Source organism: Autumnicola musiva, assembly GCF_031846585.1.
GTDB classification, from domain to species: Bacteria; Bacteroidota; Bacteroidia; order Flavobacteriales; family Flavobacteriaceae; genus Autumnicola; species Autumnicola musiva.
Window position 1 is genome coordinate 264,947 of record NZ_JAVRHK010000001.1, and the last position, 25,967, is coordinate 290,913.

Here is a 25,967-nt window from a genome sequence, read left to right on the forward strand (position 1 = left end):
GAAATTCCTTTTAGATCCACAAAACATCCGCACCACAAGCCTTCAGAAGCAGATGGTATCTAAGATCCTGTTCCCGGATTGCTGGCAGGAGGGCCAAATCCCGGCCAACAGGATAAATCCGGCTGTGAAAATCTATATACTGAAAACATCAATTTCCTGCTACCTCTTATATTGATGAAACCTGCAGTTACGCCAGTAACGAAATTGCCATAAACTGAAACGCTCCCTTTGTTTATCTTGCCAATGCGATTGAAGCCATTCGGTAATAGCCTCAATCTCATTTAATAATTTATAAAGCTTCAGAAAAGTTTTATTCAACAACTGCATCTTTATAATGAAAATACCACAGATTAGTGTTATAATTTTTTACGTAATTAGTAATTTTTAACAATTTAATTATATATTAGATAAAATATCTTTTCTAAATGGACAAAAACAGGAATGCCAAAAATTACTGGAAGGAAAATAAAAAATATCTCCTGATTCTTTTAGGCATCTGGTTTATCATTTCTTTTGGTGCAGGAATTCTTTTCAAAGATTACCTCAACAACTTCCACCTGGGAGGTTTTAAACTCGGCTTCTGGTTTGCCCAGCAAGGCTCTATTTACATTTTTGTTCTCCTTATTTTTATATATATCAGGCTCATGAACAAGTTGGATAAAAAATACGGCTATAGTGAAGATGATACAGATTAATATTTTAAATCACTTTTACATTATATGAGCATTGAGGTATGGACCTGGTTATTGGTAGGGATTAGTTTTGCGCTTTATTTTGGAATAGCCATTTGGGCACGCGCAGGATCCACAAAAGATTTCTACGTGGCAGGAGGCGGGGTTTCACCCTTAGCCAATGGAATGGCCACCGCCGCCGACTGGATGAGTGCAGCCTCTTTTATCTCTATGGCCGGGATAATTTCTTTTAGCGGTTATGACGGTTCAGTTTATCTCATGGGCTGGACAGGCGGGTATGTGCTGCTGGCCTTGTTACTTGCTCCATATCTTCGGAAATTCGGCAAATTTACCGTCCCCGATTTTATAGGAGACCGGTATTACTCCAATACAGCAAGAACAGTGGCGATAATCTGTGCACTGATAGTTTCTTTCACATACGTGGCGGGACAAATGCGCGGCGTAGGAATTGTTTTTTCACAGTTCCTGCAAGTGGAAATAAATCTTGGGGTAATTATAGGAATGATTGTAGTCTTAATTTTTGCTTTTTTAGGCGGAATGAAAGGTATTACCTATACCCAGGTAGCGCAATATTGCGTGCTAATTTTTGCCTTTATGGTGCCTGCTATATTTATTTCCATTCAAATGACGGGAAATCCATTACCACAAATTGGAATGGGTGGAAGAGTTGAAGACGGCACATTCCTCCTGGAAAAGCTGGATAATTTACACACCCAGCTTGGTTTTAACGAATATACCTCCGGGACAAAGTCTACCTGGGACGTATTTGCCATTACTTTGGCATTAATGGCGGGAACTTCCGGCTTACCACATGTGATTGTACGGTTTTTTACGGTTCCCAAAGTTCGCGATGCGCGGAAATCTGCCGGATGGGCTTTATTGCTTATTGCTATTCTTTATACCACAGCTCCCGCAGTTTCGGTTTTTGCACGCACCAATTTAATTGAAACCGTTAGTGAGACGCCTTATGCAGAGATACCTGAATGGTTTAAGAACTGGGAAAACACCGGGCTTATAGCGTGGACCGATAAAAATAACGATGGAAAAATTCAATATCTGAAGGGCGAAGCAGTAAATGAAAAGCCGTTGTTTACTGAAAAACGTGGAGCCTACGGCCAGCGAATGGTGAGCAATGCAACTACTAATGAGAATGAACTTTATGTAGACCGGGATATTATGGTTTTGGCAAATCCTGAAATCGCCCAACTTCCTAATTGGGTTATCGGTCTGGTGGCGGCAGGAGGCCTGGCTGCTGCATTATCTACCGCCGCAGGCCTGCTTCTGGTTATTTCCACTTCCATTTCCCATGATCTTTTAAAAAAGCAATTGAAACCGGATATTACAGATAAACAGGAGCTTTTAGCTGCCAGGATAAGTATCCTGATAGCAGTACTTATTGCAGGACTCTTCGGAATATATCCTCCGGGATTTGTTGCCGCTGTTGTTGCGCTGGCTTTCGGACTGGCCGCAGCATCTTTTTTCCCCGCCATTGTGCTAGGCATCTTTGACAAAAGAATGAATAAAGAAGGAGCTATTGCCGGAATGACAGTTGGTATTTCTTTAATGCTGTTCTACATGGTTCGTTTTAAAACAGGACTTTGGGGTATTATGGAGCCCCTGCCATCTTCAGAATGGTGGTTTGGAATTTCTCCCGAAGGTTTTGGAACTATTGCCATGTTTATAAACATAGCTCTTTCAATTATAGTTTCCAGATTTACCGCGGCGCCACCCGATGAAGTTCAGGATATTGTAGAGAAAATAAGAATACCAAGCGGTGCAGGAAAAGCAACAGAGCATTAAATCATTAAAATAAGAAGTATTCTCCCCCTGTTGTGTATTTAAGCCAGAATTCTTACATTTAAATGCTTTTTTCAAAGCCCCTTGAAAATGAGTGAAAAAGAACGTCTCCAGGATTTATTGGATTATAAAATTCTGGATACCGCCCCTGATTTAGAACTAGATGAATTGGTAGAGATTGCTTCAGCAATCTGCAACACCCCTATCTCCCTGATTAGCCTTGTAGATGACAAACGGCAGTGGTTTAAAGCAAAAAAAGGTATTGAAGCAGAAGAAACCGATCGTAATGATGCATTCTGCAGGTACAGCTTTGATAAGCCCCATGAAGTATTAGTGGTGGAAGACTCTTTGAAAGACGAAAGGTTTAGTAGTAATCCTCTTGTCCTGGGAAACCCTAATATCAGGTTTTATGCCGGAGCTCCATTGCTAACTCCAAAAGGCAACGTTTTAGGTAATCTTTGTATTCTTGATAAACAGCCTAGGAAAATCACAAATTCCCAGCAAAGGGCGCTACAGTTACTGGCCAAAAAAACAATGGACAACCTTAATAACAGAAAAAAACTTGTTGCGCAGGATAAAAAGATTGAGGCCAGTATTTCCCGTTTAAAAAAGCTCACCAATCAGTCGCCCGGCACCATCTATCAGTTTGAGATGGATCCCGAAGGACGTTACCGGTTCACTTTTATCAGTGAAGGAATTTCAGAAGTTCACCCCAGTTTAAATCCTGAGCTTTTAAAAAGCGATGCGGGCAATGTTTTTAAAGTGGTACATCCTGAAGACCTGGATTATGTTCTGGAAAGTATTAAAATATCAGCCGAAGAACTCAGTATCTGGGATGTAGAATATCGCGTGCTTCTTAATGGCAAAATTTCTTGGCAACGGGGAATTTCCCGCCCCGAAAAACTGAAGGATGGCACCATCGTGTGGTATGGCATGTTTCAAAATATTAACAGGATAAAACAATATGAACAGGCTCTTGAACAAATTTCTTTTGATATTTCCCATATTTTAAGAAGGCCAATCACCACCATCCAGGGACTTACCGATATTATCCAACAGGAAAAACTGGACGAGAAATCTTTTAAACAGTATTCTGCCCTTATAAAAGAAGTTTCTGAAGAACTGGATGTTTTTACCCGCAGGTTACACGCCACTTATGCAGAGAAGCACAAACAAATTGGCCGGCGATAAATTTATTTAGTAAAATTTCTCCGGGGCAAGCCCACCGAGCATTTTGGAGGAACACGTTTTCAGACTTTAAATATTGACTTGCGAGGCAAGCCTTGGGGGTATTTACCCTCTTAGAATAAAATTACCTAAAAGGTTGTCTAATCTGGAATATCCGTTGAAGATTATAATAAATTTGTGCTGGGACTTATTCAGTTTTATCAGATAGCTTCCTAATTTTCTATACTCTAAATTAAATACTAAAAAAGGCCTGCCTTATGGGCAGGGCAGGTTCAGTATCATGATTTTTTCATTCTCACTTATTTCAAAAATCAGATCAAATATTTACAAGCCTGATACTTATAGCTTAAGATAAAATCCAATAGGGCTTTTTATGGTAAAAAGCCTTTCCTCCTCTAAAAACCGGAAGGAAAAGCTTTTTAATTACATCTAATATAGAAATACAATCACCATAAATTATTTTCCAAGCAACAGGAGTTCGCTGCAAATTACTTCAGTAATATATTTTTTTTGCCCTTCCTTGTCTTCATAACTTCTGCTGGTAAGTTTACCTTCTATCCCCACTTCTTTGCCTTTGGGAACATAGTTCTCTACCAGCTCGGCGGTTTTCCCCCAGGCCACTATATTATGCCATTGTGTATCGGTGATCTTTTCACCTTTGGGATTTTTATAGCTTTCGTTTGTAGCAATAGAAAATTTTGCCAGTTTTTTACCAGATTCCAGATTTACGATTTCAGGATTGTTACCTACATGCCCAATCAGTTGTACTTTGTTTCTTAAAGTGCTCATAACTATTAGAATTTATTGCAGTTGAAAATCATTAGTTCATTTCAACATGACAAACATACAGCAACACTTCAGCCGTAATCGTCTAACAACTATTTGCTTACGTTTATATGCGTTTATAAACGTTTATAAATGAGAAGAAATGAACAACAAAATCCTGAAAAATCTGCATCTGATCCAATTTTAATGCACTGGCACATCAAACATAAAAATTGTGAAGCTAAATCCGGAAGATATGATTGTATTTTGCGATAAGGCTGAAGCGGAATAAGAATTGGTAATAACCACCATACAGGTTGCAAAATTAATGCAGCCTAACATTAAATACTCCTGTTTATATCCAAAAGATTTCCCTGCCGTGGAAGCTCTCATAAATATTATTGGAAAATTGCTTCATTGCCTTTTCTATTAAAGAATTACCATTGATATTTGCATTTTTTCAGCAGAATTATGGAAGCAAAAAAGAAGCAGCGCATCTCTTTAAGTATATATTTTTTTCTGGCAGGCTTCTGTTTTTCCACCTGGGCTTCGCGCATCCCCACTATTAAAACTACTTTTAACTTAAATGAAGCTGAACTGGGCAGTCTGCTTTTAGCAATGCCTGTAAGCAGTCTTATAGGGCTGCCTATTTCAGGCTGGCTGGTTTCAAGGTTTAACAGCCGTGGGCCATTGACTATTTCCTGCATTCTGTTTTCGGTCGCGCTGTTTTCTATAGGAAGCGCAAATAATTTAATCCTGCTTATTACCTCTATCTGCGCTTTTTCCTTTTGCATGCGCATCCTGAACATTTCCATGAACACGCAGGCTATAACGCTTCAGAAAAATTATGGTAAGAAAATTAATGGTTCTTTTCATGGTTTATGGAGTACCGGCGGTTTAACAGGTGTGGGATTTTCTACCCTTATGCTGAAATTTGATATTTCCATGGCACAGCATCTATTAATCGTGGCCGCGTTTACATTTATCCCGGCAATTGCCGCTTATCGCTTTTTACTTGAAAACGACCGCGCGCCGCAGGGAAATAAACTCAAGCTGGGAAAACCCGATAAATTTATTTTATACCTGGGTCTTCTAGTGTTTTTTGCTGCTTTATGTGAAGGCGGAATGTTTGACTGGAGTGGCGTTTATTTTAAAGAAGTTATTGGGGAAGAAATATTTACCCTGGGCTATTTTACTTTTATGATCTTTATGGCGTTATCCAGATTTTTTTCAGATATAATAATTGAAAAAATCGGAATGGCAAAAACATATATCATTAGCTCTTCGCTTATTTCCTGCGGTATTCTCATCACAATACTGTTTCCTTATTTTTGGCCTGCTTTAATAGGTTTTAGCCTGGTTGGAATGGGAGTTGCCGCGGTTATACCCATGACCTTTACTCTTGCCGGCACCTCGCCAAAATATTCTGCCGGCATGGCTGTTTCTATCATAACAACTTATTCCATAACTGGAATGCTGCTGGGGCCGCCATTAATTGGATATCTCGCTGAAGCTTTTAATCTAAGGTTATCCTTTATTCTTTTTATTATATCCGGTTTAATGCTTATTCCGGTTTCCAAATTATTTTTTCGTTACCGGAAGATAGAAAAGTAGTTATCCTTTTTCCCTCAACCCGAGCTGGTCATTTTATTGAATGTACTGAAAAAGTAAATTCCTGCCACGCAATTAAATAGTGGAAATTAGCAGATTATTTCTACCTTTATTAAATGCAGAGAAGTTGTTTGGAATGTGGGGAAAAACTCGTTGGGCGGGAAGACAAAAAGTTCTGCAGTGACTATTGCCGCAATGCCCATCACAACAAAGCCAACCGTGGCGAAATTGCCATTATAAGAGCGGTAAATAATCAGCTGCGAAAAAACTATAAAATCCTGCAGGACTTGAATCCCGAAAATAAAGGCAAAACCAGCAAATCCCGATTACTGGAAAAAGGTTTCAGCTTTAATCACATCACCAGCATTTATACTACAAAAACTGGAACGGTTTATTATTTTGTATATGACCAGGGTTATTTACCACTGGAAAACGAATACTATGCATTGGTAAAACGTACTTAAATACGCCAGGTATCACCTTTTAGCTGAAGTGCTGCACGCATAACGTCCCGCTGACTTATTTGCCCGACCAGTTTCCCGTTCTCCAATATGGGAAATCTCCTGTGCTTAAGCTCTATAAATTTCCTGGCGGCATCCAGAACATTCATTTTTCCATCAATAGTCTCCACATTGCAGGTCATATGTTTTTCTACAGTAAGATCTTCCATAGGCATATTATAATAGCGGCTGTCTGAAATCTGTTTAAGGCAGTCACCTTCGGAAATTATTCCAAGAAGTTCATAATTGTCATTAACAACCGGCCCTCCGGAAATATTGTTCTCAATAAGCCTTGCTATCACATCAACCACTTTTTCCTCTTTTCTAAAAGTAACAAGTGAGGTACTCATATAATCCTCAACCAGCATCGCGGGTTCAACCGGCTTTTCCGGCTCGGCCCGCTTTCCCTGAAAACTCTTTATAGCCATAATACAAAGTTTTGATTGTTAACTACTTAAATATAAACATTTTTAAGTTATTCGTATCCACAGTTGAAATTATTCTTTTTTATGCTAAACTTGACTAACTTTAAAATCGAATTGTCACAGCCATTTTTATGCTGAAAAAAATTTCTCCTGTCTTAGCCTTTTTTCTGATCCTATTTGCTGTCTGGTTAAGCTATTACAGCAGCAGGCCGCATGAGATAAAACCCTCAACTGCCCCGGCAAAAGAGTTTTCCACCGAAAGGGCATTCTTGCATGTTCAGAATATTGCACAGAAACCTCATTTTGTAGGCAGCGCCGAGCATAACAAAGTCCGTAATTATATTGTAAACCAGTTGCAGGATCTGGACTTACAGGTGCAGGTCCAGGAAGGTTTCAGCCTGAATAAAATGGGAGAAATGGCTCGTCCACAAAATATTATATGCAGGATTGAGGGTTCGGGAGACGGCGGTGCCATAGCCATTATGACCCATTACGACAGTGACCCCCACTCTTCATATGGGGCCAGCGATGCCGGAAGCGGCGTGGCTACTATCCTGGAAGGCATAAGGGCTTTTGTAACCGCTAATATACCACATGAAAATGATATAATTCTCCTTTTTACAGATGCCGAAGAATTGGGACTTAATGGTGCTGAACTTTTTATTAAAGAACATCCCTGGGCAGAAGATGTGGAACTTGCGCTAAATTTTGAGTCTCGTGGTAGCGGCGGCAATTCTTTTATGCTCCTGGAAACCAACACAGCCAATTCTGCATTAATAGAAGCCTTTAAAGAAGCGGGGCCAGATTATCCGGTCACCAATTCACTGGCCTACAGCGTCTACAAAATGCTGCCTAACGATACCGATCTTACAGTAATGCGGGAGCAGGGAAACATAAATGGTTTTAATTTTGCTTTTATAGATGATCATTTTGATTATCACACTGCCACAGATATTCCCAAAAATCTCGATAAAGAAAGCCTGGCACAGCAGGGAAATTACTTAATGGCATTGCTGTACTATTTTAAAGACGCCGAACTTTCGCTTGATTCTGCTGAAGATTTGCTTTACTTTAATTTGCCGTTCGGAAAAATCATCAGCTATCCGTTTTTATGGATTTTCCCAATGCTGTTATTGGCCATTCTTCTATTTGCCGCATTGCTTTCCTATGGCTTTTCTACTGCCCGGCTGGAGCTTAAAAATGTTCTAAGGGGATTTATCCCCTTCCTAATTAGCCTGGCAGGTTCAGGATTGGCAGTTTACCTTCTCTGGAAATTCTGCCTTATGATCTATCCGCAATACGGAGAAATAGAACAGGGATTTCCATACAACGGCTATTATTATATTTATGCTGCTATTTTCCTTAGCTTAACGATTTCCTTTTTCTCTTATAGAAATTCCGGAAAATACCGTGGTAAAGCTTCTTTGTTCATAGCTCCGTTATTTTTCTGGTTATTCCTTTGCTGTATCACAGCTTTATATTTAAAAGGAGCTGCATATTTCGTGATATGCTTCTTCTTTGGCCTTGTTCAACTCTTTGTTATGATGAGGCAAAAAAAGCCAAATTTGCTTCTCCTGGCTCTTCTGTCTTTACCGGCCGTTTTTATTTTATTACCTTTTGTAGATGCTTTCCCCGTGGCCCTTGGCCTGGGAATTCTCTTTATTTCGGCAGTACTAACTGTTTTGCTGTTCTGCCTTTTGTTACCTGTGTTTGGCTACTTCAGAAGAAATAAAGATTTTGCCCTGCTTTGCTTTATTGTATTTAATATTTTATTTATTACTGCTCATTTCAAGTCAGATTTCAGCAAAGAACGCCCGAAACCTAATAGCCTGGTTTATTTATATGATGCTGATAAAAACAATGCCAACTGGTATTCTTATGATAAAATGCCGGATGAATGGATTTCAAATTTCTTCGGAAAAGAGCCGGAAATTCAGGATATCCACGTTACTGGTTTTGACAGTAAATACGGCAGCCGGTTTACCTATAAAGCAGATGCTCCTGAAATAGACCTTAAAGAGCCAGGTATTATTCTGAAAATAACAGACAGCTCTGCTACAGAAAATTCCTATTCTCTTAAAATTGCACCAAACCGGGAAGTGAACCGTATGGAACTTTTTGCAGAAAGAAATCTGGATTTTGAAGCATTTGAAGTGAATGGGAAAAAGGCAGATTCTGTTTACCTGGGTGAAAACAGATTCCACATCTTTCAGAAGCGCTGGAATGACAGGCTGTTGTTATACCATGCTACAGGAAAGGATACCCTTAGAATCACTTTCCGACTTAAAAATGACAAAGAACCGGAATTTGTTCTCTTCGAATCCAGTTATGATCTTCTGGAGAACCAACAGCTCGAAATTCCCGAAAGAAGAGCCTGGATGATTCCGCGGCCTTTTGTGGTAAATGATGCAGTTATTATCAGGAAAACTATCAAAATGGGGGAAACCCAACAGAATAATACTGCTGCCAACGAGGCAGGACAAATTATAATGAACTCAAATTAAGACTAATGAATATTTCAATTTTAGGTTGCGGCTGGTTAGGATTTCCTTTAGCCAAGGTGCTTTTGGATAATGCTTATAGTATAAAAGGCTCTACTACCTCCAGGGAGAAAATTGTAAAATTACAGGAGAAAAATATCTCACCCTATCAGATTAAATTATTTGCTGAAGGAGTACAGGGCGATCTTACCTCTTTCCTTTCTCATTCTGAAATTCTCATTATTGATATTCCCCCAAGACTTAGAAGCGATCCTGAAGCTGATTTTACCGGCAAGATTAAAAAGCTCCTGAGCTATATTAAAAAAAGCAGTATCAAAAATGTCATATTCGTGAGTTCCACATCAGTTTATAAAGACACTGAAGAATTTCCTGAATATACCGAAGCTTCCGCTCCAAACGGCACTTCCAGGGCAGCTGTGGAAATCATTTCCACGGAAAAAATGCTAAAAGAAACCGCTGAGTTCAATACCACAATTATAAGGTTTGGAGGATTGCTTGGAAATGACCGGCACCCGGTAAATTTTCTTTCCGGAAAGACAGGATTAAAGAATCCAAAAGCTCCTGTAAACTTAATTCAGCAGGAAGATTGTATTGATATTATTACTAGAATTATTAAAAAGGAAGCCTGGGGAACTGTTTTTAATGCTGTTTATCCAAACCATCCCGATAAGGAAAGTTATTACACCAAAAAGGATAAAATTAATAATCTGGCTTTACCGGAATATGACCACAGCTTAGCTTCAAAAGGAAAAATTATAAAATCAGAACGTTTACAGGAAATGCTGGATTTTGAGTTTCAACATGAGATTTAATTAGGATATTTTCCAATATCATGTTAAATCAGGCCGGGATTCTAAAGCAGATATTTACTTAAATTTGAGATATGGATACTCCTGAAAATCATATTGAAACATTAAACCAACTTTGCAAAAAATATAATGGTGATAAGATGTACATATTTGGATCAGCTTTAAAAGAGGATTTTTCCGATCAAATTAAAAAATGAAATAGATTTTCATACTCAACATTAACGATGCAATAATGGCACTTTTCAAGTTATCTATTGTAGTAAAAATTTGCAAAAATCAAATAGCTACTCCGTGTAAGCTTCAGCATAAGGGGACCAGATTTCATAAAGCGGATCGCCTTTAGAACTTTTTCCCTGGTGATGCCATTCCCCATCCTGTACATCGTACTGAAAACCAAGACTCGCTCCAATCCGCTCTTTATCCCGGGAGAAAAATTCTATATTTTCAGTATAATTTCCTTTTTCTGCCGAATAGGTTCCACCTCCGGTACCGAAAAATTCTCTGGTTTCTGAATTAAATGCCACCCACTGGAAACGATCCCCACCAAGAATTTTGATAGTACGTCTTTCTCCCGGTGTGCTCCTGCGCAATTCCCCGTCTCTCTTCCTGCCGGTTATCACCCAGTTTCCAGAGAGAGCATTTTCATTATTAGAAATTTTCTCCCAAACCTGAACTTCATCTTCGTTCCTGATTTCAATGATATTTCCATTGTCTTTAAAGGTTAGTTCCGGGTTAAAACTTTGGCCGATAACTTCCTTATTTTTAGTATTGAAATCTAGCGTTTCCTGGTAATCATCTTCAGAATATTCACCGCCAAGCGCCCAGAGAAATTCATTTGTTTCAGCATCTTTAGCCCCTTCGGAATAATAGCCGTCCTGATATATTCGAACTACTTCTTTATCTGAAATCTTCTGCCCGTTTTCTTCTATCAGCTTCCAGGATCCCTCAAGATTCTGTGCATTCAAAGAGAAACAAATAATTAATAACGACAGTAAAACCAATTTTCTCATAACTGCAAATATTTGATCTTCATAAATTTAAATAAAATCAAATAACTTTCAGTTAAGGAATTGCCAAGCTATTCCTGTTCATTACCGTAGGTGTCATATTCGGGATAGAGGAAATTATTATATGGAAACCTGGTAATATGGATTTTACGCACCGCTTCATAAACCTTTTTCCTGAAGTATTCCATATTTTCCTTCTCCAATGCTGAAATAAATAAAACATCATCTCCTAACCTGTTCATCCACGTCCTTTTCCAATCGGCCAGAGTATTGTGTGCAGTGGTCTTTTCGGTTATAAGATCGTCTTCAGCAATCACCTCTGGTTCATACTTATCAATTTTATTGAAAACCATTAACGTGGGCTTATCTGAACTTTTTATTTCATCAAGGATCTGGTTCACAGAATCTATATGCTCTTCAAAATTGGGATGAGAAATATCCACTATATGTAGCAGTAAATCGGCTTCACGCACTTCATCAAGAGTTCCTTTAAAAGATTCTACCAATTGGGTGGGAAGCTTTCTAATAAATCCTACAGTATCGGTAAGTAAAAAAGGTAAGTTTCTAATCACTACTTTTCTTACGGTAGTATCGAGTGTGGCAAACAACTTATTTTCAGCAAAAACTTCACTTTTACTGATTACGTTCATTAAAGTAGATTTTCCTACGTTGGTGTAACCCACCAGGGCGGCACGTACCAACTGCCCACGATTACCCCGCTGCACCTCCATTTGTTTATCTATGGTGGCAATTTTCTTCTTCAGCAGGGATATTTTGTCTCTTACAATCCTACGGTCTGTTTCAATCTCTGTTTCCCCGGGGCCACGCATTCCTATTCCCCCGCGTTGCCGCTCAAGGTGCGTCCACATTCCGGCAAGCCTCGGTAGCAGGTATTCATATTGTGCCAGCTCCACCTGTGTTCTTGCATAACTGGTTTGAGCCCTTTGTGCAAAAATATCGAGAATCAGATTAGTTCTGTCCAGCACCTTACACTTTAAAATTTTTTCAATATTCTTCTGCTGGGCGGGAGATAATTCATCATCAAAAATAGCTGTACCAATATCGTTTTCTTCCACAAAATGCCTTACATCGTTCATTTTTCCCGAACCAATAAAAGTCTTGGGATCGGGACGATCCATTTTTTGGGTAAAACGCTTCAGCACTTCCCCACCCGCGGTATAGGTAAGGAATTCCAGTTCATCAAGATATTCCTCAAGTTTTTCTTCCCCCTGATCTTTGGTGACAATTCCTATCAGGACCGTCTTCTCGTATTGTAAATCAGTCTTTTCAATCATAATGCAAAGATATGGAATAGGAAGAAAACAGTTTTATTTTCAACATTTATTTAGGATTTGAACAATTAAAATTCTTTTGGCCTAAACCTTTAAAATAAAAATTAACTGTTGATTTTTGGATTGAAAAATTTTATACATTCACACGTTTTATCCAATTTAAGAATCTGATAACCAGTAACTCATAAAACAACGTAAATAATCTTAAAATGAAGAACATACTCCTAATATTGCTTATGCTAACCTTTACTACAAGCCAGGCCCAGAAAGATCATTTGATCACACTTGAAGCTAAAGACTCACTACAAACCAATTTCTACATCAAAAAAGTTATAGATGCAAGATCCCAGAAGGAAAATATTGGCGTCGCTCAAAAAGGAGCCTTTAATAAGAAAGTACCTGCTAACTTTAGTGAAGATTTTGTTCCCCATCTTCAAAACTACTTCAATAATTTGTTGCCGGCAAACGAGGAAAAAATACCATTGATTTTAAAAGTTGATAAGTTATATATTTCAGAAAGAACTTCAGCAATGTCTGAACAAGGGGTTTGTGAAGTACAACTGGAATTTTTAAAGGATGTTGATGGGCAGGAATATTCACTTGGAATCTTCTCAAGTTCTTTGGAAGGAAAAGGAATGGATGTTACCGGCAAGCATGATGAACGTATAAAAGATGCTCTGAAAAATTGTATTACCGAATTCTCCGTATCCAACTGGAAGGAGATGGAGCTACAGCCATTATCCACTACTAACATTACTGAAACTTTTAATTGGGACACAAAACCGGTTAAAGGTCTTTACATGAACTTTGATGATTTAAAGAACAATAAACCTCATACTGATGTTTTATTCAATTCCAAATTGGTTGGGAAGAATAAAAAAGCAGAACATTATATGGCTTATCAGGATGGAAAGAAAAAACGGATTAAAAAACTATTTGGATATTCTGATGGTGAGGATATTTTTTTAAGTGCCTCAAATTATACTACTACTGAATATTTTGTAAAGGCGTTATTAAAAGGGCGCTATATATATTTTGAAGATCAATTCTCCTCTCCTACTGCCGCTGCTACTTTTGGAGTTGTTGGAGCCATGGCATCTATGAAACATACAGGAATAATATTAGACTCTAAAACGGGCATAACTTCTATCCTAAACAATAAGAATATGGAAAAGTTATTGAGGAAATATCCTGAGTTATTGATAGAATATGATAAAACTGACAAATCTGTTGAAGCAGATCGCCTGATGATCCAAAAGATCAATGAGCTCGAACAATATCAATCATAGAGGAAATAATAAATGGCTGTTTCGGCAGCCTGATCTTACTCAAGAGCTATACCGGAATCTACAATATGGCTACAAGGTTTTGAAATAAATTCAGTCTTTATTTAGTTCTTACCCCGGTGCAAGTGAATTAAAATCCGTAGTTAATTCCAAGCCCAAAAACTTCCCTTATCTGGAACGCCCCCACAGCGTTATCGTCATAAATAGCCTGGAACAAAAGGTTAGCAGAAAGATAGTCGTTAATTCCCATTTCCAGGTTCATCAGGTAATCTATATCCACATTACCCGGTTTGTCCAGGTAATTAGAGTAAAGGTTAAGGGAATTATCCATCACCACGTTTTCAAGCAATTCAAAACTTGCCAAAGCACTAAGGGAAGCACCCAGTTCAAACCTGATGGATTTTCCTGCATCAACACCAAAATATTGTCCATCTGTATAATTCGGACCCGAAGTAAAGTCACTATCTACAAAAATAAACCTGGCCGTTGCGGGAGCTAAATTCAGAATAAAATTTTCACTTTTTTTATACATAATCCCAGGACCGGTTTGCAGATATGCAGGGGAAAGAAAATGTGTGGTTTCTGTTCTTATAGTTTCTCCGGTTTCAGCATCTTCACTAAACCTATAGCCCTTGTCTATTTGCGTTCTAAAGTTTAGAAAGTAAGAATAAAAGAAATTAGTATCTTCAATTTCCAGTCCCGCGATTGAATTTATTTCCAGTCGGTCACTTGTTTTACGCGGAAAATCATCTCCTTTTACCTTTGTTAATCCATAATTGGCAAGAATGCTGTTATTCCAGCTAAAATTATCTTTTGTATAATTAAAATTGTAGTTAAAGGTGAGATTGGCTGCTACACTGGATGTTCCGCCGCCGGTCCATTCCGCATTAAAGGCAGACTGGTTAAAAAGCAACTGCACATTGCCTTCGGTATGCCAGCCATTGGGGATTGTATCCTGTTCTTCATCTTCCTGTGCCTGTACCATTCCCGTAATTAGAATACTTACCGCTACAAGTAAAATTTTCCTCATTACTGATTTTTTGGTTTTTTGTAAAGCGGAACTGAAGAACAGGCTTCACCATACATAAGACTTTTCACCACAGGCTGCAGTTTTTCTATAAGTAATAAATAGGCATTATCAGGAACGGGTTTATGAGAACAGCCTTTTACAATTACCGGTTTGTCCTTTAAGGCTGAAACATCCATATTCTGAAGAACTTCAGTATAGAGAATAGTTTCCATATCATCCAGGCTTCCCGTTATGCTTTTCTTCGCATAAGGTTGAAGATACGTGGCCAGAAGCATGTATGCCCAGGCAGGAACAATTGCATCTGTTGTACAGGTTAATGCTACATATTTATTTTCGTACCGGCTCCAGTCGTGTTCAGCCGCTTTTTCCCTGAAGATCCCTTCCCTAAGAACAAAACCCTCGAGCAGCCAATCTTTTATATCAAAAAGCACCCGTTCCCCGGCAGGATAATAATCTTCCAGATTAAAGGTTACCAGTTTACTATTTGAGACTCTGTTTACAATTTCTGCAGACATAAAACTTTTTTATAATAATCCAAGTTCCAGTTTTGCACCTTCACTCATAAGATCCTGGCTCCACGGTGGATCAAAAGTAATTTCTACTTCTGCATCTTTAACCATATCCAGGGATTTTACCTTTTCTTCCACTTCCTGCGGAAGCGTTTCTGCCACCGGGCAGTTAGGGGTGGTAAGCGTCATAAGGATTTTAACCTCATAATCTGTATTCACCATTACATCATATATAAGCCCAAGCTCGTATATATCAACGGGAATTTCAGGATCATATATGGTTTTTAGAACCTTTACGATTTTTTCACCTAATTCCTGAGTGTCTATTTCCTGTTCCATTCTAATTCAATTGTGTTTGGTATGCCACGGCATACATTTTAAGTTGTTTGATCATGCTCACCAATCCATTCGCCCGAGTGGGAGAAAGATGTTCCTTCAAACCTATTTCATCTATAAATTGCGTATCAGCTTCAATAATATCGGCTGGATGCTGGTTGGAAAAAGCCCTTATTAAAATTGCTACAATTCCTTTGGTGATTATCGCATCACTATCGGCTGTAAAAATAAGTTTATCGTTTTCAAGTTCAGCATGTACCCATACTTTACTTTGACATCCTTTGATAAGATTTTCTTCAATTTTATATTTTTCATCAACAAGGGGCATAGTTTTACCCAGTTCGATCATATACTCATAACGCTGCATCCAATCATCAAATATTGAAAACTCATCAACGATTTCCTCCTGTATTTCTTTTATACTTTTACTCACTGTTTCTGTTTTTTCTTCTGATAAATTAGCAATTTTGAGGCTGTAACTGAAGAGTTAAGAAAGCATCATTTTAGCCTTTTTAACGGCCTCAATAAAACTGTCAATTTCAGCTTTGGTATTGTAGAATGAAAAAGAAGCCCTAACCGTTCCCGGGATTTTATAAAAATCCATTATAGGCTGCGCACAGTGATGTCCGGTTCTCACCGCGATTCCCAGTTTATCCACTATGGTACCTATATCGTAAGGATGCAAACCTTCAATATTAAAAGAAATTACCGAAGTTTTTTCTTTGGCAATCCCGTAGAGTTTAACCCCCTCAATCTTCAGCAATTCTTCAGTTGCATATTTCAATAATTCCTGTTCGTAAGCAGCAATTTCATCGAAGCCTATGGCATTCATATAATCCAGAGCGGCTCCAAAAGCAATTCCACCGCAAATATTTGGCGTTCCCGCTTCAAATTTATGAGGAAGGTCGGCATAAGTGGTTTTCTCAAATGTTACCGTGGCAATCATCTCGCCGCCTCCCTGGTATGGAGGAAGTTTTTTCAGCCATTCTTCTTTTCCATATAGCATCCCTACTCCTGTAGGGCCGCACATTTTATGGGCAGAAGCTACATAAAAATCCACATCCAGTTCCTGAACATCGGCTTTAATATGCGGGGCCGCCTGTGCACCGTCAATTAACACCGCTGCCCCTTTGGAATGTGCCTTATCAATAATTTTTTTAATCGGGTTCACCGTGCCCAATGCATTGGATACATGGTTTAAAAAGACAATTTGAGTTTTTTCAGTTAGCAGGTTTTCAAATTCTGAATAAACAATTTCCCCATCTTCATTCATAGGAATCACCTTCAGTTTTGCCCCGCTTTTTTCACAAATCATTTGCCACGGAACTATATTTGAATGATGTTCCAGGGCAGAGACCAAAATTTCGTCACCTTCTTTCAGCAGAGAAGCAAATCCGCTTGCTACAAGATTGATCCCGTGCGTAGTACCTGAGGTGAGAATAATCTCGTAAGACTTTTCAGCATTAAAATGTTTCTGAATGGTCTTCCTGGCGGCCTCATATTTATCTGTAGCCTCTTGAGAAAGCGAGTGGACCCCACGATGGATATTTGCATTATAATTGGAATAATAATCCACAATCACATCCATAACCTGTTGCGGAGTCTGAGATGTTGCCGCATTATCAAAATAAACCAGTGGATATCCATTTACTTCACGCTGAAGTATGGGAAAATCCTTTCTGATCTTTTCTACGTCAACAGCTAATTTTTCAGTAGCAATACTCATTCTGTTTTTGTTTTCAGGATTGAATTCAGGCTGCTACTTTTCAGCAACAATTAAAGGTTAAAACCTAATTCCACTCCTAATTTTAAAGCGATTAGCTTATTAATTCTTTTCTTGATCTCGGGGATTTTTACACTTTCCAACACATTGTTGGCAAACGCATACATTAATAATCCGCGAGCTTCTTTTCTCGGAATTCCGCGGGACTGAAGGTAAAATAATGCCTCTTCATCAAGCTGTCCAATGGTACAGCCATGGCTACATTTTACATCATCTGCAAAAATTTCCAACTGTGGTTTGGAATTAATGGTTGCTTTATCATCAACAAGGATATTGTTGTTGGATTGATAAGCATTGGTTTTTTGCGCTTCTTTTTCCACCACTACTTTACCATTGAACACACCTACAGATTTATCAGAGAATACACCTTTATAATCCTGGTGACTTTCACAATTTGGTTCTATATGATGCACCAGGGTATTATGATCTACATGCTGCTTCCCTTCAATAATCGTTACTCCCTTAAGTGTACTGTCAATACGCTCTCCTTTTTGATAAAAATTGAGGTTGTTACGTACCAGCTTTCCTCCAAATGAAAAGGTATGTACCGACACATGGCTTTCAGCCTGTTGTTCGATAAAAGTATTATCTATAAGCGAAGCTGTAGATTTATCATTCTGGATCTTATAATAATCCACTATCGCACGTTTATCAGCATATAATTCGGTAACCGAATTGGTTAGAACCGGATGGTCTGTAAGGCTTTGGTGGCGCTCAATTATCTGAACATGGGAATTCTCATCTACCACCATAAGATTACGTGGCTGTACCAGTAAAGCGGATTCGTTCCCGGTAGAGAAATTTATTATCTGAATTGGCTTATCTGCCAGCTTATTTTTATGAATATGAATAAACGCACCTTCTTTCGCAAATGCAGTATTCAGAGCATTTAAACCTGACTTTGGCGCAATTTTATTGAAATAATTATCAATAACGGGTTTATATTGCGGCTTATTTAAAGCCGAAGACATGAGGCAAACATCAATTTTGTCGTGTGTGGTTTGAGAAAGATGGGAAGAATAAATCCCGTCTATAAAAACAAGGTCATAAGTATCTATGTCATGAATAAGATATTTTTTAATATCACGATATTCAATAGCCTCCTCTTTCTTCGGAAATACACTATAATCATGCTTTAGGATTGAATTTAGAGAAGTATACTTCCAGGCTTCTTCCTTCCTGCCGGGAAAACCTAAATCCTCAAAATCCTTAATCGCCTGACTTCTTATTTGATGCACCTCGTTATCAGCTCCAAAATCTTCTTCAAAAGCCAAAAATGATGATACCAGTTTATCTTTTAATTCCATTTCTTCAGTTTCAAGTATTAAGCTTAAAGTTTAAAATCATCTTTTTAAACTTCCAATTTTCACATTGAAAAATTCAAATTGCTTATACGGCTTCCTTTTTAAGCCAGTCATAACCTTTTTCTTCCAGTTGATGCGCCAGTTCTTTTCCGCCTGTTTTTACTATTTTTCCGTCTACTAAAACATGTACCACATCTGGCACAATATAATTCAACAAACGCTGATAGTGAGTAATTACCAGGACGGCATTGTTTTCATTACGCAATTTGTTCACACCATCGGCAACTATCTTTAAGGCATCAATATCCAAACCAGAATCGGTTTCATCCAGAATTGATAATTTTGGATCCAGCATCGCCATTTGGAAAATTTCGTTACGCTTTTTCTCTCCTCCGGAAAAACCTTCATTTAAAGACCTCGATAAAAATTTACGGTCAATTTCCAGCATTTCAGACTTATCACGAATTAGCTTCAGCATTTCATTGGCCGGCATATCCTCCAGCCCATTTGCTTTTCTATGAGCGTTAATGGAAGTTTTCATGAAATTAGTAACCGAAACTCCCGGAATTTCCACAGGATACTGGAAAGAAAGAAATATTCCCTTATGGGCTCTTTCCTCAGGATCCAGTTCAGAAAGATTTGTTCCCTCAAAAGTGATTTCCCCTTCAGTCATTTCAAATTCTTCTTTACCTGCAATCACAGAAGAAAGCGTACTTTTTCCTGAACCGTTAGGCCCCATTATAGCGTGAACTTCTCCGGGATTAATTTCAAGATTAATTCCCTTTAAAATTTCTTTATCGTCAATACTCGCGTGTAAATTCTTTATTTTAAGCATAATTTCATGATATGCACCCCAATTAATATTGGGATTGATTTTAAACTACTCTTCTATATTCTGATCTTCCGGAGTTTTTTTATCCTCCAGAACATCAATTATTTCTCTAATTTCTATAACTTCTTTCCAGCCTTCTCTACGGCGATTTTGCTCAATTTTTACTTTCACCTTCACCTTCACCATATCGAATTCCTGATCTTTATACGGCTGCACCTCTTCTGCCAGCACCTGTGCCATAGAGTCTATCTTCACTCCATAAACAAAGTCTTTACCCCTTAGCACACCGGCATCTGCCACATAAATATATTCTCCTACAAGAGTAGGAACAGTATCGGCAACTTCTTCAGCTTCAGGTTCAGAAACCAAATCCCTGCGGTCTTCATCTTCACAGCCCACCAACACCAGGAAAAGCACAAGAAGGCTTAACATATTTTTCATTTGTGGCTTCAAAAGTTTAATTTATCCTACGGAACCTTCCAGTGAAATTTCCAGCAATTTCTGCGCTTCCACTGCGAATTCCATTGGAAGTTTATTCAGCACCTCTTTACTAAAACCATTCACAATTAAAGCAATAGCCTTTTCTGTATCTATGCCTCGCTGGTTGCAGTAAAAAATCTGGTCTTCTCCAATTTTACTGGTAGTCGCTTCATGCTCTACCTTGGCCGATTTATTTTTCACCTCTATATAAGGGAAAGTATGCGCACCGCACTTATTACCCATTAACAAAGAGTCACATTGTGAGAAATTGCGGGCATTCTCTGCACGGTTATTTATTTGCACAAGTCCGCGATAGGAATTTTGGGATTTTCCTGCAGAAATACCTTTGGAAATAATAGTACTTTTTGTGTTTTTACCTAAGTGAACCATTTTGGTACCGGTATCAGCCTGCTGATAATTATTGGTAACGGCAATAGAATAAAATTCTCCTACAGAATTATCACCTTTCAAAATACAGGAAGGGTATTTCCATGTTACTGCAGAACCGGTTTCAACCTGTGTCCAGCTGATTTTAGCATTTTTCTCACACAAGCCCCGTTTGGTAACAAAATTATATACCCCACCTTTTCCTTCTTTATTTCCGGGATACCAGTTTTGGACGGTACTGTATTTAATCTCAGCTTCATCAAGTGCAACAAGTTCCACAACCGCCGCGTGCAATTGATTTTCATCACGGGTTGGCGCAGTACATCCTTCCAGATAACTTACATAGCTTCCGGGTTCGGCCACCACAAGAGTACGCTCAAACTGCCCGGTTCCTGCCTGATTAATCCTGAAATACGTGGAAAGTTCCATAGGGCATCTCACCCCTTTTGGAATGTAACAGAAAGAACCATCACTAAATACAGCAGAATTTAAAGCCGCATAATAGTTATCTTTCTTCGGAACCACACTGCCGATATATTTTTTCACCAGATCCGGATGCTCTTTGATCGCTTCCGAAATGGAGCAGAAAATAATCCCTTTTTCAGCAAGTGTCTTTTTAAAGGTAGTTGTGACCGAAACGGAATCCATCACCACATCTACTGCCACTCCGGCAAGTTTCTTTTGCTCATCTACAGATATACCCAGCTTTTTGAAGGTGTCCAGCAATTCAGGGTCTACCTCATCTAAACTATCGTATTTCGGCTTTTTATTTGGAGCAGAATAATAAGAAATATTCTGAAAATTGGGTTTTTCATAATGCACATTTGCCCAATCCGGCTCGTCCATTTGCTCCCATGCACGATAGGCTTCCAATCTCCATTCAGTCATCCATTCCGGTTCATCTTTCTTTTTAGAAATCGCACGAACAATATCTTCATTTAAACCAACCGGCAGGGTATCAGATTCTATATCTGTATAGAACCCATACTCATACTCTTTGGTCTCGAGCTCTTTTTTTAAATCATCTTCAGTATATGCCATAACTTTGTTTTAATGTTGGAAAGTCAAAAAATATTAAATTGAAATAATATTGCATTAAACCAATTATCAACCTTGAAATCTCACTAACTGCTGCAATCAATTTTTTAAACTTTCTACTTTAAATTTGATTCTATAACGAAAAACTTTCTCCACAACCACAGGTTCTTTGAGCATTAGGATTGTTAAAAACAAAACCCTTGCCATTTAACCCTCCGGAATATTCTAAAATAGTGCCGGCTAAGTACAAAACACTGCGTTTGTCAACTATAATTTTCACGTTATTATCTTCAAAAACCTTATCTCCTTCTGCCTGGGATTTGTCGAATTTTAACTCATATGACAAACCTGAGCAGCCACCACTTTTCACACCAACGCGAACATAATCCTGAATGCTGTCAAAACCCTCTTCCGTCATTAAAGTGGCAATCTTTATTTTTGCGTCTTCGCTTACTTTTATCATAGCTTAAAAAGATTAATACTATTGAGCACAAATATACTACAAAACAAGCGTTTTACCATAGTCTGTGCATTTGTTTTAAGAATAGGTTGATAAGTGTAGTCGATTAAATCTTTTTATCATGTAATGAGCATAATTATTTGATAAACAAGACGTTGAAACCAAAGAAGATCCAGCTACCCAAACCACAAATTCTTCCAGTCCGGAACCGCCCAGAATTCAACATTCAAAACAGAAACAGCCATCAAGTGTCGGCATTTGAATATTTATTCACTTATTTTGCAGTAATAAATTGCATGTTATGTTTGATAATAGTCAGGAAACAAAAACAAACCTTTCAGAATTAGGTGAATTTGGCCTTATAGATCATCTTACCAAAAATTTTGCTCCAAAACTGGAGTCCACCAAAAAGGCCATAGGTGACGACGCAGCCGTACTGGATTTCGAAGATATGCAGTGCATTGTCACCACCGATCTTTTGGTGGAAGGCGTGCATTTTGATCTTTCCTATATGCCATTAAAACACCTTGGTTATAAGGCGGTGATGGTAAATGCTTCCGATATTTACGCCATGAACGGCAAAGCAACACAAATAACTGTTTCTATTGCAGTTTCCAACAGGTTTCCTGTAGAAGCACTTGAAGAACTTTATGCAGGAATACAACTGGCTTCCCAAATTTATAATATCGATGTTGTGGGTGGAGACACCACCTCTTCCACCTCTGGATTAGTAATAAGCATTACTGCACTGGGACAGGCCAAAGCCGAAAATATAACTTACCGAAACGGGGCAAAACCGAACGATTTGTTAGTGGTATCAGGAGATTTAGGCGCGGCCTACATGGGTTTACAAATCCTGGAGCGCGAAAAACAGGTTTTTAAGGCTAACCCAAATGCCCAGCCAGACCTGGATCAATACACTTATTTGATTGAGAGGCAGTTAAAACCGGAAGCGCGAAAAGATATACCACCATTACTAAAAGAATTGGATGTAAAACCTACTTCTATGATAGATATTAGTGACGGACTTTCTTCTGAAGTAATTCATCTTTGTAAAAATTCCAAGACCGGCGTGAACCTGTTTGAAGAAAAAATTCCGCTGAATCCTGCAGTAATTTCAGTTTGTGAAGAATTTGATATTGACAGCACCACAATCGCCCTTAGCGGCGGCGAAGATTACGAGCTACTCTTCACGATTTCACAAGATGATCACGATAAGATAAAAGGAAATCCTAATATGACCGTTATAGGCCATATGACTGAAGAAAATGAAGGAATGCACCTTATTACTCGTGCAAACACCAAAATCCCGTTAATTGCTCGCGGCTGGAATTCGATGGAAAAAGAAGAAGAGGAAGATTAAGAAGCCTCTGCAAAAAGCTGTCGGCGATTTCTTCTTCTTTGGTGGATTTTAGCCAAATAATCGTTAGTTTCTTTAAATTTTGGAGTTAGCCGGGCCAGGAAACCATTGGCAGTATCTGTCATTTCCATCCCGCACTTAGTACACTTATATTCATGAACATGTTCGGTAACATTTTTTGATACTCTTAATTTGTGGCCAAAAATGCTACAATACACCTTTGAGAATGAAAATAACTTCGGATTTCTTTTCATAAAGGATTGATTTCTTGTTTCTGAAATTAAAATTATAAAAAAAAGTTAATTAATAGATAAAAAGTATTAATTATTCGATAAAGTGCAATAATTTCAATAAAGCTTTTTCATCTTCGATATAAGATAAATGACCTCCCGAAAATTCTAAAAGCTCTGCTCCCGTTGAATTCGCCACATCTCTTAAGCGATCAAAGGCCAGAACAGAATCATCTTTCCCCGCCACAATATATTTCGGCAGATTCATCCTGGCAAAAGCCTGTACATTATCTGTACGAATTTTCATTCCTCTAATGGCTGCCGTAATTTCCTGTACTTCCATCTTCATAGCTTCAGCTATCAAATCCTGAATCCCTGACCGAAACCTTTCAGAATTTTCCGGCATCATAAGGTTTGAAATTGCCATTTTTACAAATGCTTTTTTGTTCTTCTGCACCAATTTCACAGCTCGTTCCCGGTTAATTTTGCGCTCCCTGCTATCTGCTTCAGGGGTAGAATTTACCAGTACCAAACTTGTTAATAGTGTAGGGAAAATTTTGTACAATTCCAAACAAACATAGCCTCCCATGGAGTGTCCTGCTATAGCCGCATTTCTTATTTCCAGGTGACGTAATACTTCTTTTACTGCCTTAGCCATATCTTCCATGCTATGGATCTCATTGAAGCTCCCCGATTCCCCGTGTCCCGGCAAGTCTATGCATACCACCTGCCTTTGCTCTGAAAGTGTGGGTATAAAATTCCCCCATATTTTAGAAGACTCCATAAAGCCATGCAAAAGGATTATTGGATTCCCCTCCCCGGCAGAGGTAAAATGTATATTTGCCCCTTTATATTTTACATTCATATCTTAATAATAAAAGCCACGAAATCACTCAGCAGTGTTCGTGGCCGTTAAAAAATTTTCCCTCTAGAACCAATAGTTACGCATTCATCAATTCTTCAATCTCTTCGGCTTCAATAGGAATATTCTTCATCAGGTTGAAAGGCTCTCCTTTTTCCCGAATTACCACGTCGTCTTCCAGCCGAATTCCAAAACCTTCATCAGGAACATAAATTCCCGGCTCTACGGTATACACCTGGTTTGCTATCATAGGTTCGGTTAAAATTCCGTAGTCGTGAGTATCCAGGCCTATATTATGCGAAGTGCCATGCATAAAATATTTTTTATAAGCCGGCCAGTCCTTGTTTTCGTTTTGCACGTCGGCTTTATCCAGTAATCCCAAAGCGAGCAATTCTGAAGTCATCAATTTTCCTACTTCTTGATGATATTCCGCCCAAATTGTGCCGGGAACCAACATTTGAGTTGCTTCTTTCTTCACCCTGTTTACCGCATTATAAACTTCTTTTTGTCTTTTTGAATATTTACCTGAAACAGGAATGGTCCTGGATAAATCACTGGAATAATTAGCGTATTCTGCACCGGTATCAAGCAGAATTAACTCCCCTTCCTTACATTGCTGGTTGTTTTCAATATAATGCAGCACAGTGGCATTTTTTCCACTGGCGATAATTGGTGTATAGGCAAAGCCCCTTGATCGGTTCCTGATCATTTCATGATAATATTCCGCCTCAATTTCATATTCCCATACACCCGGCTTAACAAAACCTAAAGTTCTGCGGAAGGCTTTTTCGGTTATGTCACAGGCTTTTTGCATTAAGTCCAGCTCAATTGCATCTTTTACAGACCGTAAACGTTGAAGAATAGGATTACTTTTTGCCACCTGGTGCGCCGGATATTTATCTTTGCACCATTTGATGAAGCGCATGTCCCTGGTTTCGGTTTTATGGGCAGAACGATAATGCTCATTCGTATTAAAATAAACCGTATCACACTGCGTCATCACTTCAAAGAAGATCTTTTCAAAATCTTTCATCCAGTACACTATTTTTATCCCGCTCACTTCAAAAGCCTTTTCTTTAGTGAGCTTTTCTCCCTCCCAAACAGCAATATGCTCATTGGTTTCAGTCAAAAACAGGATCTCACGGTGCTCTTCCTTTGGAGCATCAGGAAAAAGAACTAGAATACTCTCTTCCTGGTCTACTCCACTCAAATAAAAAAGGTCACGATTTTGTTCAAAAGGCAAGGTACTGTCTGCACCAATGGGGTATATATCGTTAGAATTAAAAACCGCAAGACTGCCCGATTTCATTTTTGACATGAAGCTTTTACGGTTTTTTATAAAGAGTTTAGAATCGATTTGATCGTATTTCATGGTTTATTTTTTCAATTTCTTCAAAATTAAAAGTTTTACAGGCAAATGCTGTTAACGGTGCTTAAAATTTGAAATTTAATCTTCCACTACAACCGCAAACGGCTTGTATGT

General features: G+C 38.5%; 28 protein-coding genes. 10 read left to right on the forward strand and 18 right to left on the reverse strand.

Annotated elements, in window-relative coordinates; translation table 11 throughout:
* Positions 1 to 59: 59 nt before the first annotated feature.
* Entirely contained in the window at positions 60 to 281 is a 222-nt protein-coding gene (locus tag RM539_RS01140) for a hypothetical protein (protein ID WP_311501637.1), read from the reverse strand.
* A gap of 144 nt (positions 282 to 425) precedes the next feature.
* On the opposite strand from RM539_RS01140, the gene RM539_RS01145 reads away from it, so the two are divergent.
* From RM539_RS01145 to RM539_RS01155, 3 genes are all read left to right on the forward strand, one after another.
* A complete protein-coding gene (locus RM539_RS01145) occupies positions 426 to 695 on the forward strand; it encodes a DUF4212 domain-containing protein (protein ID WP_311501638.1) in 270 nt (89 codons plus the stop codon).
* A 24-nt stretch (positions 696 to 719) separates the two neighbouring features.
* Positions 720 to 2,492, forward strand: a complete 1,773-nt coding sequence (locus tag RM539_RS01150) for a sodium:solute symporter family protein (protein WP_311501639.1) — start codon at positions 720 to 722, stop codon at positions 2,490 to 2,492.
* Between the two features lie 87 nt (positions 2,493 to 2,579).
* A complete protein-coding gene (locus RM539_RS01155; protein WP_311501640.1) occupies positions 2,580 to 3,680 on the forward strand; it encodes a GAF domain-containing protein in 1,101 nt (366 codons plus the stop codon).
* Positions 3,681 to 4,133: 453 nt separating this feature from the next.
* Here RM539_RS01155 and RM539_RS01160 read toward each other — a convergent pair whose 3' ends face one another.
* Positions 4,134 to 4,466 carry a single-stranded DNA-binding protein gene (locus RM539_RS01160; protein WP_311501641.1) on the reverse strand — a complete coding sequence of 111 codons (333 nt, stop codon included), beginning with the start codon at positions 4,464 to 4,466 and terminating at the stop codon, positions 4,134 to 4,136.
* Positions 4,467 to 4,913: 447 nt separating this feature from the next.
* Between RM539_RS01160 and RM539_RS01165 the strand changes: the two genes are divergently transcribed.
* Positions 4,914 to 6,056 (forward strand): MFS transporter, encoded by a 1,143-nt coding sequence (locus RM539_RS01165; RefSeq protein ID WP_311501642.1) that lies wholly within the window; start codon positions 4,914 to 4,916, stop codon positions 6,054 to 6,056.
* Positions 6,057 to 6,169: 113 nt separating this feature from the next.
* Positions 6,170 to 6,517 (forward strand): hypothetical protein, encoded by a 348-nt coding sequence (locus tag RM539_RS01170; RefSeq protein WP_311501643.1) that lies wholly within the window; start codon positions 6,170 to 6,172, stop codon positions 6,515 to 6,517.
* Here RM539_RS01170 and RM539_RS01175 read toward each other — a convergent pair.
* Positions 6,514 to 6,981 carry a CBS domain-containing protein gene (locus RM539_RS01175; RefSeq protein ID WP_311501644.1) on the reverse strand — a complete coding sequence of 156 codons (468 nt, stop codon included), beginning with the start codon at positions 6,979 to 6,981 and terminating at the stop codon, positions 6,514 to 6,516. The two genes, RM539_RS01170 and RM539_RS01175, sit on opposite strands and share 4 nt — an antisense overlap.
* A 128-nt stretch (positions 6,982 to 7,109) precedes the next feature.
* Here RM539_RS01175 and RM539_RS01180 point away from each other — a divergent pair, with 128 nt between their 5' ends.
* From RM539_RS01180 to RM539_RS01190, 3 genes are all read left to right on the forward strand, one after another.
* Positions 7,110 to 9,482: a M28 family peptidase gene (locus tag RM539_RS01180; RefSeq protein ID WP_311501645.1), complete on the forward strand. Its 2,373-nt coding sequence runs from the start codon at positions 7,110 to 7,112 to the stop codon at positions 9,480 to 9,482.
* A 5-nt stretch (positions 9,483 to 9,487) separates the two neighbouring features.
* Entirely contained in the window at positions 9,488 to 10,291 is an 804-nt protein-coding gene (locus RM539_RS01185) for a Rossmann-fold NAD(P)-binding domain-containing protein (protein ID WP_311501646.1), read from the forward strand.
* Between the two features lie 71 nt (positions 10,292 to 10,362).
* The gene (locus RM539_RS01190; protein ID WP_311501647.1) at positions 10,363 to 10,485 is read left to right on the forward strand and encodes a hypothetical protein; all 123 of its coding nucleotides are present in this window, start codon (positions 10,363 to 10,365) and stop codon (positions 10,483 to 10,485) included.
* Positions 10,486 to 10,572: 87 nt separating this feature from the next.
* Here RM539_RS01190 and RM539_RS01195 read toward each other — a convergent pair whose 3' ends face one another.
* Together RM539_RS01195 and hflX are read right to left on the reverse strand one after the other, a co-directional pair.
* Positions 10,573 to 11,298 carry a hypothetical protein gene (locus tag RM539_RS01195; protein ID WP_311501648.1) on the reverse strand — a complete coding sequence of 242 codons (726 nt, stop codon included), beginning with the start codon at positions 11,296 to 11,298 and terminating at the stop codon, positions 10,573 to 10,575.
* 68 nt (positions 11,299 to 11,366) lie between these two features.
* Positions 11,367 to 12,590 carry a GTPase HflX gene (gene hflX / locus RM539_RS01200; RefSeq protein ID WP_311501649.1) on the reverse strand — a complete coding sequence of 408 codons (1,224 nt, stop codon included), beginning with the start codon at positions 12,588 to 12,590 and terminating at the stop codon, positions 11,367 to 11,369.
* A gap of 206 nt (positions 12,591 to 12,796) precedes the next feature.
* Here hflX and RM539_RS01205 point away from each other — a divergent pair, with 206 nt between their 5' ends.
* Complete coding sequence (locus RM539_RS01205; RefSeq protein WP_311501650.1) at positions 12,797 to 13,876, forward strand: DUF6563 family protein; 1,080 nt, start codon at positions 12,797 to 12,799, stop codon at positions 13,874 to 13,876.
* A gap of 127 nt (positions 13,877 to 14,003) precedes the next feature.
* Here RM539_RS01205 and RM539_RS01210 read toward each other — a convergent pair whose 3' ends face one another.
* From RM539_RS01210 to RM539_RS01255, 10 genes are all read right to left on the reverse strand, one after another.
* Positions 14,004 to 14,903, reverse strand: coding sequence for a DUF3078 domain-containing protein (locus RM539_RS01210; protein WP_311501651.1), 900 nt, complete (start codon positions 14,901 to 14,903; stop codon positions 14,004 to 14,006).
* On the reverse strand, positions 14,903 to 15,418 hold the full coding sequence (locus RM539_RS01215; protein ID WP_311501652.1) for a DUF2480 family protein: 516 nt from the start codon (positions 15,416 to 15,418) through the stop codon (positions 14,903 to 14,905). The genes RM539_RS01210 and RM539_RS01215 overlap by 1 nt, the downstream gene beginning before the upstream one ends.
* Positions 15,419 to 15,427: 9 nt before the next feature.
* Positions 15,428 to 15,751: an iron-sulfur cluster assembly protein gene (locus RM539_RS01220; protein ID WP_311501653.1), complete on the reverse strand. Its 324-nt coding sequence runs from the start codon at positions 15,749 to 15,751 to the stop codon at positions 15,428 to 15,430.
* A gap of 1 nt (position 15,752) precedes the next feature.
* On the reverse strand, positions 15,753 to 16,181 hold the full coding sequence (locus tag RM539_RS01225) for a SufE family protein (RefSeq protein ID WP_311501654.1): 429 nt from the start codon (positions 16,179 to 16,181) through the stop codon (positions 15,753 to 15,755).
* 54 nt (positions 16,182 to 16,235) lie between these two features.
* The gene (locus RM539_RS01230; RefSeq protein WP_311501655.1) at positions 16,236 to 17,474 is read right to left on the reverse strand and encodes an aminotransferase class V-fold PLP-dependent enzyme; all 1,239 of its coding nucleotides are present in this window, start codon (positions 17,472 to 17,474) and stop codon (positions 16,236 to 16,238) included.
* Positions 17,475 to 17,524: 50 nt separating this feature from the next.
* On the reverse strand, positions 17,525 to 18,838 hold the full coding sequence (sufD, locus tag RM539_RS01235; protein ID WP_311501656.1) for a Fe-S cluster assembly protein SufD: 1,314 nt from the start codon (positions 18,836 to 18,838) through the stop codon (positions 17,525 to 17,527).
* A gap of 82 nt (positions 18,839 to 18,920) precedes the next feature.
* Positions 18,921 to 19,670 carry a Fe-S cluster assembly ATPase SufC gene (gene sufC / locus RM539_RS01240; RefSeq protein ID WP_311501657.1) on the reverse strand — a complete coding sequence of 250 codons (750 nt, stop codon included), beginning with the start codon at positions 19,668 to 19,670 and terminating at the stop codon, positions 18,921 to 18,923.
* Between the two features lie 45 nt (positions 19,671 to 19,715).
* Positions 19,716 to 20,108: a hypothetical protein gene (locus RM539_RS01245; protein ID WP_311501658.1), complete on the reverse strand. Its 393-nt coding sequence runs from the start codon at positions 20,106 to 20,108 to the stop codon at positions 19,716 to 19,718.
* Positions 20,109 to 20,129: 21 nt separating this feature from the next.
* Positions 20,130 to 21,575 (reverse strand): Fe-S cluster assembly protein SufB, encoded by a 1,446-nt coding sequence (sufB, locus tag RM539_RS01250; protein ID WP_311501659.1) that lies wholly within the window; start codon positions 21,573 to 21,575, stop codon positions 20,130 to 20,132.
* Positions 21,576 to 21,705: 130 nt separating this feature from the next.
* Entirely contained in the window at positions 21,706 to 22,035 is a 330-nt protein-coding gene (locus RM539_RS01255; protein WP_311501660.1) for a HesB/IscA family protein, read from the reverse strand.
* Positions 22,036 to 22,333: 298 nt separating this feature from the next.
* Here RM539_RS01255 and thiL point away from each other — a divergent pair, with 298 nt between their 5' ends.
* Positions 22,334 to 23,395 (forward strand): thiamine-phosphate kinase, encoded by a 1,062-nt coding sequence (gene thiL / locus RM539_RS01260; protein WP_311501661.1) that lies wholly within the window; start codon positions 22,334 to 22,336, stop codon positions 23,393 to 23,395.
* On the opposite strand, the gene RM539_RS01265 is transcribed toward thiL, so the two are convergent.
* The 3 genes from RM539_RS01265 to RM539_RS01275 all read right to left on the reverse strand — a co-directional run bounded on the left by RM539_RS01265 (position 23,392) and on the right by RM539_RS01275 (position 25,856).
* Entirely contained in the window at positions 23,392 to 23,646 is a 255-nt protein-coding gene (locus RM539_RS01265) for a DUF1660 family phage protein (protein WP_311501662.1), read from the reverse strand. The genes thiL and RM539_RS01265 overlap by 4 nt on opposite strands.
* A gap of 70 nt (positions 23,647 to 23,716) precedes the next feature.
* A complete protein-coding gene (locus RM539_RS01270) occupies positions 23,717 to 24,487 on the reverse strand; it encodes an alpha/beta fold hydrolase (RefSeq protein ID WP_311501663.1) in 771 nt (256 codons plus the stop codon).
* 76 nt (positions 24,488 to 24,563) lie between these two features.
* Complete coding sequence (locus RM539_RS01275; protein WP_311501664.1) at positions 24,564 to 25,856, reverse strand: aminopeptidase P family protein; 1,293 nt, start codon at positions 25,854 to 25,856, stop codon at positions 24,564 to 24,566.
* Between the last annotated feature and the right edge of the window lie 111 nt (positions 25,857 to 25,967).

What these genes read in the sequence shown, in the direction of transcription:
- RM539_RS01140 (WP_311501637.1), bottom strand. Translation starts at nt 281, where the DNA reads ATGAGATTGAGGCTATTACCGAATGGCTTCAATCGCATTGGCAAGATA.
- RM539_RS01145 (WP_311501638.1), top strand. Translation starts at nt 426, where the DNA reads ATGGACAAAAACAGGAATGCCAAAAATTACTGGAAGGAAAATAAAAAA.
- RM539_RS01150 (WP_311501639.1), top strand. Translation starts at nt 720, where the DNA reads ATGAGCATTGAGGTATGGACCTGGTTATTGGTAGGGATTAGTTTTGCG.
- RM539_RS01155 (WP_311501640.1), top strand. Translation starts at nt 2,580, where the DNA reads ATGAGTGAAAAAGAACGTCTCCAGGATTTATTGGATTATAAAATTCTG.
- RM539_RS01160 (WP_311501641.1), bottom strand. Translation starts at nt 4,466, where the DNA reads ATGAGCACTTTAAGAAACAAAGTACAACTGATTGGGCATGTAGGTAAC.
- RM539_RS01165 (WP_311501642.1), top strand. Translation starts at nt 4,914, where the DNA reads ATGGAAGCAAAAAAGAAGCAGCGCATCTCTTTAAGTATATATTTTTTT.
- RM539_RS01170 (WP_311501643.1), top strand. Translation starts at nt 6,170, where the DNA reads ATGCAGAGAAGTTGTTTGGAATGTGGGGAAAAACTCGTTGGGCGGGAA.
- RM539_RS01175 (WP_311501644.1), bottom strand. Translation starts at nt 6,981, where the DNA reads ATGGCTATAAAGAGTTTTCAGGGAAAGCGGGCCGAGCCGGAAAAGCCG.
- RM539_RS01180 (WP_311501645.1), top strand. Translation starts at nt 7,110, where the DNA reads ATGCTGAAAAAAATTTCTCCTGTCTTAGCCTTTTTTCTGATCCTATTT.
- RM539_RS01185 (WP_311501646.1), top strand. Translation starts at nt 9,488, where the DNA reads ATGAATATTTCAATTTTAGGTTGCGGCTGGTTAGGATTTCCTTTAGCC.
- RM539_RS01190 (WP_311501647.1), top strand. Translation starts at nt 10,363, where the DNA reads ATGGATACTCCTGAAAATCATATTGAAACATTAAACCAACTTTGCAAA.
- RM539_RS01195 (WP_311501648.1), bottom strand. Translation starts at nt 11,298, where the DNA reads ATGAGAAAATTGGTTTTACTGTCGTTATTAATTATTTGTTTCTCTTTG.
- hflX (WP_311501649.1), bottom strand. Translation starts at nt 12,590, where the DNA reads ATGATTGAAAAGACTGATTTACAATACGAGAAGACGGTCCTGATAGGA.
- RM539_RS01205 (WP_311501650.1), top strand. Translation starts at nt 12,797, where the DNA reads ATGAAGAACATACTCCTAATATTGCTTATGCTAACCTTTACTACAAGC.
- RM539_RS01210 (WP_311501651.1), bottom strand. Translation starts at nt 14,903, where the DNA reads ATGAGGAAAATTTTACTTGTAGCGGTAAGTATTCTAATTACGGGAATG.
- RM539_RS01215 (WP_311501652.1), bottom strand. Translation starts at nt 15,418, where the DNA reads ATGTCTGCAGAAATTGTAAACAGAGTCTCAAATAGTAAACTGGTAACC.
- RM539_RS01220 (WP_311501653.1), bottom strand. Translation starts at nt 15,751, where the DNA reads ATGGAACAGGAAATAGACACTCAGGAATTAGGTGAAAAAATCGTAAAG.
- RM539_RS01230 (WP_311501655.1), bottom strand. Translation starts at nt 17,474, where the DNA reads ATGAGTATTGCTACTGAAAAATTAGCTGTTGACGTAGAAAAGATCAGA.
- sufD (WP_311501656.1), bottom strand. Translation starts at nt 18,838, where the DNA reads ATGGAATTAAAAGATAAACTGGTATCATCATTTTTGGCTTTTGAAGAA.
- sufC (WP_311501657.1), bottom strand. Translation starts at nt 19,670, where the DNA reads ATGCTTAAAATAAAGAATTTACACGCGAGTATTGACGATAAAGAAATT.
- RM539_RS01245 (WP_311501658.1), bottom strand. Translation starts at nt 20,108, where the DNA reads ATGAAAAATATGTTAAGCCTTCTTGTGCTTTTCCTGGTGTTGGTGGGC.
- sufB (WP_311501659.1), bottom strand. Translation starts at nt 21,575, where the DNA reads ATGGCATATACTGAAGATGATTTAAAAAAAGAGCTCGAGACCAAAGAG.
- RM539_RS01255 (WP_311501660.1), bottom strand. Translation starts at nt 22,035, where the DNA reads ATGATAAAAGTAAGCGAAGACGCAAAAATAAAGATTGCCACTTTAATG.
- thiL (WP_311501661.1), top strand. Translation starts at nt 22,334, where the DNA reads ATGTTTGATAATAGTCAGGAAACAAAAACAAACCTTTCAGAATTAGGT.
- RM539_RS01265 (WP_311501662.1), bottom strand. Translation starts at nt 23,646, where the DNA reads ATGAAAAGAAATCCGAAGTTATTTTCATTCTCAAAGGTGTATTGTAGC.
- RM539_RS01270 (WP_311501663.1), bottom strand. Translation starts at nt 24,487, where the DNA reads ATGAATGTAAAATATAAAGGGGCAAATATACATTTTACCTCTGCCGGG.
- RM539_RS01275 (WP_311501664.1), bottom strand. Translation starts at nt 25,856, where the DNA reads ATGAAATACGATCAAATCGATTCTAAACTCTTTATAAAAAACCGTAAA.